This window comes from Nonomuraea salmonea, assembly GCF_042428605.1.
Lineage (GTDB): Bacteria > Actinomycetota > Actinomycetes > Streptosporangiales > Streptosporangiaceae > Nonomuraea > Nonomuraea salmonea.
This window is the reverse complement of the sequence record NZ_JBHMCF010000038.1, coordinates 362,486-377,827: the sequence shown is the minus strand read 5'-3', so window position 1 is coordinate 377,827 and position 15,342 is coordinate 362,486. Positions and strand designations below refer to the sequence as shown.

The window sequence follows — 15,342 nt, the reverse complement described above, 5'->3', positions numbered from 1 at the left end:
GGATGGCGACAACGAAACCGGTCAACCCCAGTTACGTCCCAGGCAGAGGCGCGCCGCTCCGGCGGGTCCCCACCACCGAGGTACGCCCGGCCTGGGAGACGTCGGCGTTGCCCGACTGGGTCAACTACACGTTCATCCCGCTGTTCACGGCGGGCGAGCCGTGGCCCGCCGACACCAGGACGGTGGAGCTGGGCCGGGCGGCCCAGTTGTTCGACTCCCTGGCGGCCACCATGGGCGACGCGGTGGACAAGACAGGCACCGCCGTCGGCGCCATCGACGCCGGATACACCTCCCCGGCCAAACCGCCCGCGTTCACGGTCATCCGCCGGCAGTTCGACGACAAAACCGGCGTCGTCGCCAAGGCGAACCAGGCCGCGCAGCTGGCCGAGCACTTCGCCTCCTTCGCGCTGGAGGCCGACTTCACCAAACGGTCGATCAACATCGCCTTCTGGGTGTCGGTCACCGCGGCCGCGCTCGGCATCGTGGCCGTCAGCAGCCCCTTCGCGGCGCTGGTCGTACGCCTGTCCGCGCAGCTGGGCAGCGTCCGTGCCCAGCTGCTGCTGCGCCGGCTGCTGCTCGTCGCCGGCCGCGCGGGACCCGCCACGGGCGCCGGCCGGACCGTGCTCGCGGCCGGCGCCGGCAGCCGCTTCCTCGCGTTGGAGCTCGCGACGGAGATGCCAGAAGAGCTCCTGGAAGGTCTGGCCAGCCTGAAGGCCCAGCGCGACCAGATCAAGGAGGGGCTGCGGGACGAGTGGGACTGGCAGCTGACCAACGCCATCATCGTCGGCACCGTCATCGGCACCGCGACCGGCGTCTGGCTCGGTCGCCACATGGCCGGGTACATCGACCGGCTGCCCGGCATCGGCACGCTGTACCGGACGGCGGGCGCCCGCACCGGGGTGCTGCCCGCGTTCCAGCGCTATCCGAGGGCCGTGCTCGCCACTGCCCTGCCGAACGTGCCCGGCTCCGTGGCGGGCCAGGTCGGGGCCGGGGTCCTGGTGTACGGCGATCCCGGACGGATCACCCTGGAGTCGCTGGTGGGCGCCGCCGCTGCCGGCGGGTTCCGGGCGAACACGTACAGCCCGTTCAACGTGCACGTCATGGGCGCGGCCGTCCGCCCGACCACGACCCTGTCGAACTACGCCGCCAGCATGGGGACGCACCTCGCCGGGACGACCACGGACGGGTACCGCCCGGCCACGCACGGGACCGGACCGTCGCCGGACGGGCCCCGGCCGGCCGCCACAGCGCCGCCGCAGGTCGTCCCGCACCAGTGGGCCACGCCGGACCTCTCGGTGCAGACCACCCGCGACGTCACGGACACCCTTCAGCAGCGGCTCACCACCGGTGACCTGCAGCGCCTGCTGAACGGCGACCGCTCGCCGCGCCCCACCTCACCGACGCCGCACATGTCGCCGGCTCCCGACGTCCAGCACCCGAGCGCTCCGGCCCGGCACCAGGCCCCGCCGCACCCCCAGAACCAGACTCAGCCCGCTGAGGGCCAAACCACGCCCCAGCCGAAAACCGCCACCCCCCTCGCACCCGCTCCATCCGAGCAGAACGCCCAAGCCATGCCGGACGCCCAAGCCGAGCAGCGCGCCCAAGCCGAGCCGGACGGCCGTACCGCAGCCACAGCCGACGTCACGGCCGCACCCCCCGTGACTGTCACGGACCTGTCCACGCAGGCCGACTCCGACCGCCCGTCGCAGGACGACCCGGCCGCGGGCCGGCACGCACAGGCCGCGAGTCACCGTCCGGACGGTCCGGCCGCGGCCGCGCAGGGCGGGCCCCGCAACACCGACCTCGACCCCGACACCCGGCCACCGCTGCTCCCTCAGCACGACGAGCGGACCCTGGCCGCGCTGCGCGACGGCAACGCGTACGCCATCGACCCGAAGAAGGCGCTCAAGGCATCGCAGTGGGCCGGCCTCCGCCGGTTCCCCGGCGAGGTGGTCGAGGAGCGGGAGCACCGCAAACGAGTGCTGTCGCTGCTCCAAGTGCGCCTGATGGACGTGACCGACGAGGCGGGGACGACCCACCCCATCACCGAGTTCACCCTCCGGGTCCGGTTCAGGGCTCCCGACCTGAGCAGGGAGGAACTGCTGAAGGAGCAGTCGGACCTCCTCGACTCCATCGATCTGTTCTACAACCACCAGCACAGGCTCCGCGACGGCTCCCAGCTGCACCTGCGGGTGGAGCTCGTGGAGGCCCAGGGGAACGAGCCCGCCGTCCTGCTGGCCCCCGACACCGGGCGACGACCCGACTACGCCCACTTCGCCGTCGGCCAGGCCATCACCTTCTACGCTCACGAGCTGGGCCACCATCTGGGCTTCCCGGACGACTACGTGGACGAGACCGCATACGGGCGGCGCACGCTGACCGCCCCCTACGTCCAGCGGGATCGCACCCTCATGGGCGCCGACCGGCCTTTCTGGCCCTCATCGGCAAGAGTCGTGCGTGACCACCAGGGACGCGAGTTCCCAGCGGTGGTCGGCCTGCGCCCGCGTCACCTGGAGATCCTCTCCGACCTGGCGGAGACCAAGGAGGTCACCGTCCCCCGGCGTCGCGACAGCCGCCGGCGCACCGATCGGACCACGACGGTGTCACGCGACCTGCCGGTCGTCGCCGGTCCCGCGAGTCCGGCGGTGCCGCACGAGACGATCCACCTGCCGGCGCCCACGGCGGAGAGCACCAGGCTGCCCGACCACGTACGCGACCTGCTGGAGAGGTTCCCGGTCAGCGGGCCCGAGTTCTTCCAGCACGCGCTCAGGCTCGACCGCATGGCGGCCCTGCACCGGGACGTCCCGGTCGCGGACCTGACCCGGCACCATCTCGCCTACACCGACGCGCTGATCTCCACGGCGGTCGCCATGTACAACGCGGTGCCCGACCACGCCTTCGACGGCCCCGACCTCACCCGCTTCCGTGCTCTGCTGGAGCTGGTCGCCGACCAGGACGGCGCGGTGCCGGACGCCCGTACCCTCGTCCGTCAGCTGGCGGATGCGATGGACGTGGACCGGTTCCTCATCCGTGACGTGGAAGGGCTGTCGCGCTTCGCCGAGTGGTACCGCGCCACGGGCGGCCAGCGCTTCCCCGGCGAGCGGGGCGTGAAGGCGCTGACGCGCGCCGCCGGTGAGCTGTTCGGCGACGTCGAGGGCACAAGGGCCGTGGTCGAGGTCGCGCACCTGTTCGCGTCCGTGGCGGAGCTCTCACCGTCCATGGCGTACGGCGAGGTGGGCAGGCACTTCGGCGTCGTGGTGGACGCGGTCCGCGAGGCGCTCGCCGCGAGGGAGCCGGGCACGAAGCTGTCGGGCTACGACCTGGCTCAGCTGGTCGAGAGCGCCGTGACCAACGCACGGACCGCCGCCCCCGTGGCACGCGACACCCCGGGCCCGGGCGCCACCGCGTACGCACCGGAGAACCCGGTCGATCCGCTCACCGGGTCACCCGTGCGCGGCCCGCGAGGACGCGCCGGTTTCGCCGGGCTGCCCACCGGCGCGGTGGCCTTCCACCACGACCCGGACCGGCCGGATCCGGCCGGGTGGCGAGCGCCACGGCCTGCGCGGGAGGTCGAGGTCCGGCCGATCGGGGACTGGTTCGTCGCGGACGGCAGGCGGGCCGCGCTGGACGACCTCACCGTCGCCGAGGCCCGCGCCGCCTTCGACGCCGAGGTCGAGCCGGCCGACCTCGGCAGCCGGTCCATGACCTGGAGCTGGGTGGACGACACCACCTTGCTCATCGGCGACCGGCACATCACCTTCGAGGTGGGGCCGGTCGACGGCGCCGCGCTGAGCCACGTACAGCTGGGCGAGGGCACCGCGCAGGCTCCCGACCGGGTACGCCTGGCCGCCAGGATCGCGCCCGACCAGGCGGCTCCCACCGTCCTGGCCGTCGTCTCCGACGTCTTCCAGCAGCTGACCGCCCCGCGCACCACGATGGCGGCGCTGACCGGCCACCCGGACGGCCGCGACACCTCGCACAACGCCCGCCAGAACGTCTTCCGCCTGCTGTCGCGCCAGTACAGGACCGCGAGCACCCCCGAGGCCAGAGCCGAGCTGCGGGCCAGACTCGACGCCGTCCTCGCGACCTTCACCGAGGGCGTCCCCGAGGGAGCCGGCCGCGAGCGCCTGGACAGGCTCCGCACCCTGGCAGAACCACCGCCGGCCCCCACACCGGCCCCCACACCAGCCACGCCGGCACCCGCCCCTCCGGCGCCGGAACCGCGCAGCACCGACCTCAACCCCGACACGCGCCCACCCCTGCTGCCGCTGCACGACGAACGCACCCTGGACGTCCTGCGCGACGGCAACGCCTACTCCCTGGACCCGCGCCAGGCGGTCAGAGCGTCACAGTGGGCGCGACTGCGCCAGTACGCGGGCGAGGAGGTCGAGGAACGGCACCCGTGGGAGCGGAGCAGGTCCCGGCTGGAGGTGCGCTCGCTGCGCGTGGTGGACGAGGCCGGCACGACGCACGCCGTCACGGAGTTCACCCTGATCCTCCGGTACGCGGCCGACCCCGCCATGAGCGAGGCCGAGCTGCTCCTTGAGCAGTCGAACATGCTGGACGCGGTGGACGTCTACTACAACCACCAGCACCGCCTCCGCGACGGCTCCCAGCTGCACGTCAGGCTGCGGTTCGTGCCGGCCCAGGGCGACGAGCCCAGGGTCACCTTCCACCCCAGGACCCCAGGCGCCCGCCCCAACGCCGAGCACCTCTACGCCGGCTGGGGGCTCGCACTCGCCGCCCACGAGCTCGGCCACCATCTGGGCTTCGACGACGACTACATGGAGGCGGCCAAGCAGGACCGGCGCACGCTCGCCGGCACCCTGGTGCGGCGCGATCCCAGCTTCATGGGCTCGGAGCGGCTCTGGTGGGCCGAGGACTCCGTCTCGGACGTGTCCGGCAGCCCGTTCCCCGCCAGGGCCGGGATTCGCCACCGTCACCTCATGGCGCTGTCGGCCCTGGCCGAGACCATGGAGGTCACCGTCCAGCGGCGCCCCGGCGCGATGCGTCCCGGGGCCTTCGACCTCTCCTCCGCGCGGACGGAGACCCGGCCGCGCCGGCTGCCGGTCGCCAGGGGCCAGGCCGAGCCCGCCGTCCCGTACGAGACCATGAGCCCGGCCACGCCCACGCCGGACACGATCCGGCTGCCCGAGCACGTACGCGAGCTCCTGGCGGCCTTCCCCGCCCACGGCCGGGAGTTCTTCGACCACGTGCTGCGGCTCGAACGCATGGCGGCCGTGCACCGCGAGGTCACGGTCGGCGACCTCACCCGGCACCACCTCGCCTACACGGACGCGCTGCTCTCCACCGCCGCCGCCATGTACGGCACCTCGCCCGAGTTCCCCTTCAGAGGAGCCGACCTCAGGAGGATCCGCGCGCTGGTCGAGCTGGTCACCGACCAGGACGGCGCCCCGCCACGCGCCCACGCCTTCCTCCGCATGATCGCCCAGGCCATGGGCCGCGACCGGCTCTCCGTCCTGGACGTGGACGGCCTGGCCCGCTTCGTCGAATGGTTCCGCTTCACCGGCGGCCACCGCTACCCGGGCGAACAGGGCGTGGCCGTGCTCCGGCGCGCCGCCGGAGAGCTGTTCGGCGACATGGACAGCACGCGCGCCGTCGTCAAGGTGGCCCAGTTGTTCGCCGCGGCGGCCGACCACTCGCCCCACATCGCCCTCGGCCACGCGGGAGACCGGTTCGCGGTCGTGGCGGAGCGCATCGGGGAGGCACTCGCGGCGCGAGCGCCCGGGCAGTACCTGTCCGGCTACGATCTCGCCACGCTGGTGGCGGAGGCCCTCCCCGAGACCGCGTCCACGGCGGGCACCGAGACCCGTACGGCGGAACCGCCGCCTGGGTGGCAGCCGGGCGACACGGCGCTGCGTAGGGGCCGGCAGGTTGCCATCGAGATGGGCTGGACCGGCCTGCCGGACCTGCGGCTCCGGCAACTGGGCCAGCTCGAGGCCCTGTACGACGCCCGCACCCGCGACCGCCAGGCGGCCATGCGGCGGGCCGAGTTCCGGCTCGGCGGCCGGCGCGGCGTGTACGAGAGCGCGCTGGAGGCGCTGAACTCAGGAAACCCGGAGATCACGCAGGCCCTGTCCACGGGGGATCACCTCCTGTTCAGCGGCGCCCTGCTGGCCCACGCCGCGGCCCGCACCGCGAGCGGAGAGACGCGGTACGCGCGCATCGACGCGACGACCCGGCAGGACGTGCGCGAGTGGCTGTCCGTCACCGAGTTCGACCGGCTCGTGAGCGGCCTGTGGGACCTGCAGGCCGCGGACCCGGAGCTGATCCGGCGGTACGCACCCGGCTTCGCCACCCGGCCCGAGGGCGTTGTCGCGCTGCGTGCCTTCACCGCCGGACACGACACGGAGGTCAACGCGGCGATCAGGCAGGCGCCGGGCTCCGGACGGGGCGCGATCGACGGCTCGATCGACGGCTCGATCGACGGCTCGATCGACGGCTCGATCGACGGCTCGGTGGCGGAGATGTGGGCCGCGTGGCGGCTGCTGCCGCGCCTGGCTCATCCGGTCTCGTTCTGGCTGGACCTGACACCGCAGGAGCTCAGCGCGTGGACCGCCGTGCCGGACTTCATGCTGGACGCCTTCATGCTCGTGACCGCCCAGGCGGCGCACCCCGCGACCAGGGTGCCCGATGGCACGGTGCGCTACCGGTTCGACTTCGACGTGGCGGGCGCGCGCGAGCTCGGGCCGATCACGTGGCAGGCGGGCCTCCGCCAGGTGCTGGCCGAGCCGGGGACCAGGCTCCACGTCACGTTCGTCCCCGAGGAGCGGCGGATCATCCTGTCCGACGGCCCCGCCACCCGCCCGCCCATCAGCGGTCCGCCGCCGGCGCCGGCGGCGCGCAACACGGCACGGGATGAGCCGCCCGGCGGCGACCGGCCCGCACTCACCCCCTTCGCCCCGCCGGCGACCTGGCAGATGAACGAGGAGGCGTGGAAGGAAGGCGACGGCTGGGTGGCGACGAGGGACCGGGATGAGGGGACGCTCCGGCTCTACCGCCCGCTGCGCCTTCGCGGCATCCACGGCGTGCACGTCCTCGACGGCGTCCTGCACGTGCTCCAAGGCGATGGGTGGTTCCGGGTCGAGCAGACGGGCGGCCCGCGGTTGCGCGGCGTCCCACCGGCGGAACTCACGCCGGAGATGGCCGACCGGCTGCGGCAGCCGCCCGGCATCGTCGGCGTACCGGAGGGCTTCTACGTCACGGTGCACGAGGAGCCGGGCCTGCGCAGCATCCGCCACGCCACCGCGGACGTCATCGCCTCCTTCTCCCAGGGACGCCTCGTCGGGCTGCACGTCCCGGTGGGCGACGAGCGACTGGCGGGACTGCTGACCGGAGCCACCGCCCTGGGCACGCTCACCCATCCGGCGACCGGGCTCAGAGGCGTCAGGGTGAACAACGGCTGGATGGAGTTCACGGTGCTGGAGGACGCGTCCGTCGTGGACGCCGAGGTCCTGCTCGTGGACCTCTCCCAGGACCTGCCCGGGATGCGACGGACGGAGGTCGTCAACGAGCCGACCGGATTCGCCCGCGGCGGCGTCAACGACAACGCGGTCATCGCGAACCTCGATCTCTTCGACGGCACGCCGAGGACCGAGGTCGAGCAGCGCCTGCGCGAGCACGGCCTGCTCGGCCGCGCAGAGGACGTGCGCGACGTGCTGGTCAGGGACAACACGCTGGTGCTGGGAGCCGGGCGGACCCACCACGACCTGGCCCAGCCGCTGCGCCGCATCTCCCACGTCCTGCGTCACGTCGATCGCGCCCGCGTCCGGATCGACGGCCACGCGTACGACACGCGCGTGCTGCGCAGGTCCGGCCCGGCCGGCAACCCTCTCGGTCCCGCCGCGCCGGACGACCTCATCGAGGTGGCCAACGTGACGACCGGGGAGCGGCTGACCTTCCACCCGCTGGTCGCGGAGACGGCCGCCTCGCACGGCCTCTACGGAGGCAGGAGATCCCCGGCCCGACTCTCCCCGGAACAGATCATCCGCGTGCTGACGCATCTGAACGAGCGCCTGCCGGACGGCCACCTGGACCAGCTCGTCAGCTACGCCGACAGGGACCTGGACCGCCCTTCCGGCGTGGTCGCCGTCGTCGCGGCGACCACGCCGCCCGGCACCCGCGCGCCGGAGCTCCCCGTCCTGCCCGCGCCGGTCGCGGCCCCGCCCGCGGGAACGCGCCTCCTGGGCGGCAGGTTCGTGGGGAGCGACAACGTGCTGATCGAGTTCGGTGACGGCGGGCGGAGCCTGTGGGCCCGGCTCGGCAGCCCTGACGAGATCTCCCGCATCCAGGTCGACGGCATGATCGCCGTGGAGTACCGCACCGGAAAGGCGCGGGCCGGGTGGTCCTTCGAAGACCACGGCCTGGCGAAGATGTGGGACGTGTTCCTGCCCACCAAAGGGTTCGTCAACGCCAACGAGCGGAATCTACGCGCGCTCGGCTTCCAGCCGCTGATCGACGAGGGCCGGCTGCGGATCATGCGGCTCACGCACGGCACCACGACGATCCTCGCGGTGCTGAACGGCCGGCGGCTGACCGGGCTGTACACCGGCGTCCCCCTCACCCCGTCGCAGCAGCGGCTGATGAACGCGGCGACGATCCACGCGGACGCCGACGGCGGGCTTGAGCTGGAGGTCAACGGCCTCCCCTTCCAGCTCCGGGTCCCGGCCGGCCAGGAGGCCGGGAGCCGCCTGTACAACCCCAACCACCGGGGCGGCTCGGTCTACCTCGACCTGCCTGCCGCCTCGCCGAGAGCGTCCGGTCCCGTGGCGGCCGACGAGGCCGCGCGGATCGAGCAATCGCTCGGCCAGGTGGCCGCCTCGCCCGCGCACCTGCCGGGCTTCCGGCAGCTGGGAGCCACCCCGTTCTGGCAGGGCGGGCCGTTCGTACTCCGCCAGGGAGCGGACTCCCGCGTCGTGCTGTACCGGCGGACCACGGATGCCGCCGCCCGGCAGGAAGACCTCCATGACGTCCACGACGACGGCGCGGGACTGCGCATCAGAGCCGGCGCCGACACCACTCTGGCGATCACCGTGGACGGGCAGCCCGAGACCCTGTACCAGCGGGTACCCGCCCGCGGCGCCCGCCTGATCGGCGGCTCCGCCGACGGGGTGCGGCTGGGCGACGCCCTGGCGGAGTGGACGATCCACCCGGCGGAGCCGCACCTTCGCGACCTGGTGGTGCACGCCGGCCCGGACGCGCTCCAGGCCGCGCTGGACGCCGCGCCGACCGGCCGGCTCGACGACATCCGCACCCTTGAGCGGCAGTTCGCCTACCAGGTCACGCAGGGCTGGCGGAGCGACGTGCCCGGGGTGGTCCGGCACGACGACCACCTCGTACGGACGCAGGGAGCGACGCACGCCCAGCACGCGCTGCCGCTGCGCCTGATCAGGCACCTGGACGACGTGCTGCCGGGCTTCGACCGCGTCACCATCGGCGGGCAGGGGTACGCGGTCAGACGGGAGATGCCGCTGTTCCCCCCGCGATCCCCGTACGGTGACCTGCTGGACTACAGCCCCGACTACGTCGTCACGAACCTCGTCGACGGCACCGAGCTGCGCTTCCCCGGCCGGGCCGGCGAACTGATCGCCGCGCACGGCTTCTACGGCGACAACACGTACATGCGGCGCGTGGACCCACAGGCCATCGCGGTCATGTTCCCGTGGGCGGCGCCCACCGATGCGGGCATCTCAGGGCTCCTGCCCGGCTCGGCCACGGCCTCCGGGCCTGACCGGCCCGGCGGCGGCCGGCTCGGCGCCAGTCCGTACTGGAGAGGCGTGTCGCAGCTCGTCGGACGGTCCGGTGACGGCGATCCCGTGCTCTATCTGAAGAGAGAGCTGAAGGTCTTCGACCGTGGCATCGTGCGGCTGGACGTGGAGCCCGGAGCAGAGGGCGGTCCGGCCCTGCTGGTCACCCTCGACTCCTACAGCGACGAGTCGTACCTGATCCCCATGGGCGACGTACGGGCGGGCGCGCAACAGACGCAGAGCCCCACCATCACGTACGCCCAGCGCCGGCAGTCCCCCCAGGAGCAGCTGGAGAGCGCCGGCTTCCACGTCATCCACGCCGAGGACGACCTGCGCATCCTGCGCTACGCCTGGTCCGGCGGCGAGATGCTGGCCGTCCTGGTCGGTGACGAGCTGGACGGACTCTTCAGCCGCGAGCAGGACCAGGAACCCGAGACCGGCGGCACCTCGAACCGGATCGACCTGCTGATCAACCGGAAACCGTGAGAGCCCTTCCAGCCATCGGTGAGCCAGGCCAGATCCGCTTGGTGGCGCTTCGCCACAGGGCGTGGATGTACTCCGGCGCGCCGCCGGAGAGCTGTTCGGCGACATGGACGGCACGCGCCGTGGTCAACGTCGCCCAGCCGTGAAGAGACCCTCGCGGGGGCTGAGCCCTAGATGGGGTCGTCGAGGGCCGCGAGCTGAATCTGAACCCGTTCTGCGTCGGCGCCGCGCTGCTGGGCCCGGTACAGATCGAGAGCCTGACACCAGGACTGCCGGGCCGGTTCGGGACGGTCGAGCGCCGCCTGGGTGTGGCCGATCCGGTCGAGGGCGTCCGCTTCGTTGTAGGTGTGACCGAGATCCTGGAACAGGGTGCGGGCCCGCTCGTAGTGGCCGAGCGCCTCGACGTGACGGCCGGTGTGGTGGGCGAGGTACCCGAGGCTGTGCAGCGTGTCGGCCTCGCCTTCGACATCGCCGTGCCGCTGATAGATGCGTAACGCCTCCTCGCACTGCCCGCGCGCCGTGTCGTACCGGCCCAGCTCGGCGTGGAACCAGCCGGCGGTGGCGAGCGCGTCCGCCACCCACACGGGGTTGTCCAGCGTCCGGTACAGGTGCGAGGCGCGCATGACGTGCTCCACCGCCGACTCGTCGGCGCTCCGCGCCTTCTCCACCCACCCGTAGGCCATGTGCGTGTGAGCCTGGGCCGCGGTGTTGCCGGCGCGCTCGGCCAAGGACAGCGCGTGTTCGAGGTGGCGCACAGCTTCGGCGTGCCCGTCCAGCTGGGCCCAGGTGCCGCCGAGGTAGCGATGGGCCTCGATCTGGGCGGCGACGTCACCCAGCCGTTCCGCGGCGGCCAGGGCGGCCTGCCAGATGGTGAGCTCCTCGTGCCAGCGCCCGCGCCGCCGCTGGAAGGTGCGCGACGCCCAGGCGAGCTGCCACACCGAGGCGTGCATGCCCTCGTCGGCCATCATGCGGTGCGCGGCGAGCAGGCAGTCGTGCTCCGCGTCGAACCACGACAGCGCCGCCGTCTGGTCCTCCAACGGCTCGGGGCGGCAGCCCTCGGCCGGGGCGCCGATCTCGATCGGCTCGCGGTGCGGCTGCAGCAGGCGGTCGCCGGCGTAGGCGGTGTGGACGTAGAAGTCGGCCAGCCGTCGCAGGGCGGCGGCCCAGGCGTCGTCGGACAGGCCGCGCCGGGCCTGCTCGGACGCGTACACGCGGATGAGGTCGTGCATCCGGTGACGGCCGCGTACGTGCTGCTGGACCAGATGCGCACCGTCCAGCTCCCGCAGCGCCTTGGCGGTACGGGGCGGCGGCCATCCGGCCAGGGACGCGGCGGCCGCGAGGCTGACGTCCGGCCCGGGGGCCAGGCCGAGCAGGGCGAGCAACTCGGCGGCGTCCGCGCTGAGGCCGTGCTTCGACCAGGAGAGCACGGCCCGCACGTCGGTGTCCGCCTCGCCGGTGTCCAGCGCGTCCAGCCGGGTCGAGTGATCCCGGAGCTCCTCGGCGAACACCGACAGCGGCAGGCCGGGATGGGTGAGGATGCGGGCGGCGACGATGCCCAGCGCCAGGGGCAGGCCGCAGCAGTAGCGCAGCAGGTCGCGCACCACCTCCGGCTCGGCGGCGAGCCGGTCCGCGCCGAGCCGGCGGGTGAGCAGTTCGTGCGCCTCGGCCTCGCCGAGCACGTCCAGGATGATCGGGCGGGCGCCGTGGGCGGCGATGAGACCGGTCAGTTTGTTACGGCTGGTGATGACCACGGTGCAGGTGGGGCTGCCTGGCAGCAGCGGCACCACCTGACCGCTGGTGGCGGCGTTGTCCAGGACGACCAGCATCCGCCGGCCCGCGACGAGACTGCGATACAGCGCCGCCTGCGCGTCGAAGTCTTTCGGGACCGCGCTGGGGTCGACGCCGAGCGCGTCGAGGAAACCGCGCACGGCCGCGACCGGGGACGTGGGTTGCGCGCCGGGGGAGAAGCCCTGGAGGTTGACGTACAGCTGCCCGTCGGGGAACCGGCCGGCCTGTTCGTGCGCCCACTGCAGGGCGAGCCACGTCTTGCCGATCCCGCCCGCGCCTTCGATCGCGAAGGCCGCCATGGACGTCCCGTCCCTGGCCGCGTCGTCCAGCGCGGCGGTGAGCGCACGCAGTTCCCGCTCCCGGCCGGTGAACAACCGGGGCGGCGCGGGAAGCTGCCGCGGCGTCGGCGACGTCCCGTCCTCCGACCTGCCGTCCGGGAGGTCCAGCGCCGGATCAGCGGTCAGGATCTGCTGGTGCAGCCGCCGCAGCGGCGGGCTCGGATCGGCGCCCAGCTCCTCGGCCAGCCGGTCGCGCAGGCTCTGGTAGCGGTCGAGTGCGTCACCCTGCCGGCCGCCGCGATAGAGCGCGAGCATGAGCTGCCCCGCCAGCCGCTCGTCGAGCGGCCGCGCCGCCGCCGCCGTGTGCAGCGCGGCCAGCACCTCGTCATGCCGGCCACGGGCCAGCAGCAGGTCGCTGAGGTCCAGCTCGGCTCCGATCCGCGCGGTCTCCAGCTCGCTTCGCAGCGTGCGCACCCAGGGCGTGTCCAGCTCAGCGAACGCCTCCCCCCGCCACAACGCCAGCGCCCGGCGGAACAGATCGATGGCCACCACCCCGTCATCCGTGGCCCGGGCTTCGCCGATCAGCTCGTAGAACCGGTGCAGATCTACCAGCCCTCGCTCCAGGCAGGCCATGTAACCGCTGGCGTGACGCACGATCCCGACCTCGTCGAAGCCGCCGAGGGCATGCCGCAACCGAGCGATGTAGGTGCGCAGCGTCCCCCTGGCCTGACCGGGCGCACGATCCGCCCACACCCGCTCCACGAGCCGATCCGCCGGAATGGCCTCGTTGGGACTGATCAGCAACGCCGCCAGCACGGACCGCTGCCGCGCCGGCCCCACGTCGAGCGGACACCCGTCCACGTACGCCTCGATGCTCCCCAGCAACCGGAACTCGATGGCCATCCGCCCTCCCATCAGGGCCGCTGCGATCACTCCGCCGAAAGCGCCACGTCAGAGACGTGGCGCTGCACGCTGTCGGCGGCCGAGGACCGAGCGCCACCGAACGCACATGGTCCACCCCGCCTCACGGGTTCCGCAACAAGATCACGCATATCGGCGTCCCCTCGCCGCGGCCCCCGCACCGGCGAGCGCTCAGGAGCGGAGACAGCGATCGACACCGTACGGGCGTCCGAAGGCTGAGCGCCGCTGGTCGTACATGGTCCACAACCATTCCTCGGCTAATGCTCCACATTCGCCTGTTATGAGAGCTTATATGCGCATCCAGACAAAGCGCACGGCCAGGCGTCCCTATCTCACGAATCACGCTGGAGCCATGGAATTGTGGAGCACGGGATTTGTCGCACTCGCCGCCTATCCGTGCGTGCGATGGCCGTACCCTGTCAGCAGGCCGTGTATTGAGGAGCATGAGTATTTCCGCCGCTGACCGAGACCGATAACCGAACATGGAGAGGTGTGCCGAGTGTCCTTCACCGAACAGATCATGCCGATCTTCCGCGTCACTCTGGAGGTGCTGCGTGAAGCCGGGGGCGCGGTGCCCCCCGGTGTCGTACGCGATGCGGTGATCGAACGCGTTGCCATACCTCGTGACCTGCAGAGTCCTGATGCACATGGCGAGATCCGGTGGTGGACCGAGGTCGGTTTCCGCACCGGCGAGGCGGCCTCCTTGGGCTGGATGGCCAAGAGGAACGGCTGGTCGATCACCAGCGACGGGATCAAGGCGCTGGAGGACTTCCCGGGTGACGTCATCTGTCAGGAATTGCGCCGTCAATACCACAATCGGCGACTCTTCAGGGCAGGAGAGTTTCCCAGCGCGTTCGAGCAATATCAACGCAATCTCGGCTATGCGCGGCAGCTCGTGCACGGCGGTCGTAACTTGGAAAGGTTGGGTGTCGGCGCCTTCGATGTCACCGATCTTTACAGGGCGGCATGGACCCAGGCGGTCGCGGCACTTGATCACTGGGTCACTCAAGAGATCATCGACCGAGCAGTAGCCCTCGCACAGAGGCCAGAAGTTCCTCGCCCGAACAACTTCAGCAAGCTGTCCATGCCAGTCGAATTGGTAGAAAAAGTACACCGTAACGGCGAACCGTTGGATGAAGCGTTCCGCGCCGCTCTTGAGGGGTTCTTCGAGTACAAGACCTTCCAGCATCCGGACAAGATCGCGGAGGGCTTCTCCCATGTCAGTAAGATCAAACTGTGGAAGTCGGTCGCTGACAAGCTGACTGACCAAGATCCGAGTATGCCGATCGCGGCCGATGAGATACGCGCGCAACTCACCGAGATCGCAAGGCGCCGGAACAACATCGCGCACACTGCTGATCACGACCCGGACAGCTTCCGCCGTAAGAAAAAAATCACCGCGCGGGAGGCCGAGCAGACCATCGATGTACTCGAGTCGGTGGTGATCGCGATACTCCAGGCGCTTGGTGACCTGCCGCCGGCTACGGATCCCAGCATTCCCCCAGCCGAAGTCGGCTCTTTGGGGGCGGCTCCGGTCGTGGCTGATGCGAAACGCAGGGGTGTGATCCGGGGGCTGTCGAAATGGACCGAGGAGAGCCTTCTCCACGCCCTCGACGAATACTGTCCTCCTGAAGTGGCCGACACACTCCTCGCTGTGTACCGGCATGCGGAGGGCCATCCGGCTTTCCGCGGCTATTACTTCGGGCAAGGCGTCCACCCATCAGCCACTGCCTGGTTCAGTACCGGCCAGGACGAGGCGGCGGTGTGGAGCATCTATACCGGCGTGAGCAAGTCGGTGCTGTCGATCAACTTCGAGTGGATGCGCAACAGGGGTGTGCCGATGGATCGCCTGGAGCGACTCGCCCGTGCCCTCTCCGTACTTCCCGGATGGGCGGACCTCCCGGAGCGCCTTGCCGCGGCCGACTACGCGAGGAGGCCGTCATCCATCACGCTGGCTCTGGCGAAGCCTGACGCCTCCCACATCATCCTTCGAGCCATGGACGCCCTGCTTGCCGGTGACAAGGTGGCGTGATCGCCGGCTGGGCCGTCGTCTTTGCTCGAAGCGCGGGCGTGACTGCGTGCCGCCGACGGTGTGGGGATGGCCG

At 71.8% G+C, this 15,342-nt stretch carries 3 protein-coding genes; 2 read left to right on the top strand and 1 reads right to left on the bottom strand.

Annotation, left to right across the window (positions count from 1 at the left end; all coding sequences use genetic code 11):
* Positions 1 to 2 precede the first annotated feature (2 nt).
* The gene (locus ACFFR3_RS34035; RefSeq protein ID WP_379484471.1) at positions 3 to 10,253 is read left to right on the top strand and encodes a hypothetical protein; all 10,251 of its coding nucleotides are present in this window, start codon (positions 3 to 5) and stop codon (positions 10,251 to 10,253) included.
* Between the two features lie 167 nt (positions 10,254 to 10,420).
* Here ACFFR3_RS34035 and ACFFR3_RS34030 read toward each other — a convergent pair whose 3' ends face one another.
* Complete coding sequence (locus ACFFR3_RS34030; protein ID WP_379484470.1) at positions 10,421 to 13,219, bottom strand: AfsR/SARP family transcriptional regulator; 2,799 nt, start codon at positions 13,217 to 13,219, stop codon at positions 10,421 to 10,423.
* A 517-nt stretch (positions 13,220 to 13,736) separates the two neighbouring features.
* Here ACFFR3_RS34030 and ACFFR3_RS34025 point away from each other — a divergent pair.
* The gene (locus ACFFR3_RS34025; RefSeq protein ID WP_379484469.1) at positions 13,737 to 15,269 is read left to right on the top strand and encodes a hypothetical protein; all 1,533 of its coding nucleotides are present in this window, start codon (positions 13,737 to 13,739) and stop codon (positions 15,267 to 15,269) included.
* The last annotated feature ends 73 nt before the right edge of the window (positions 15,270 to 15,342 follow it).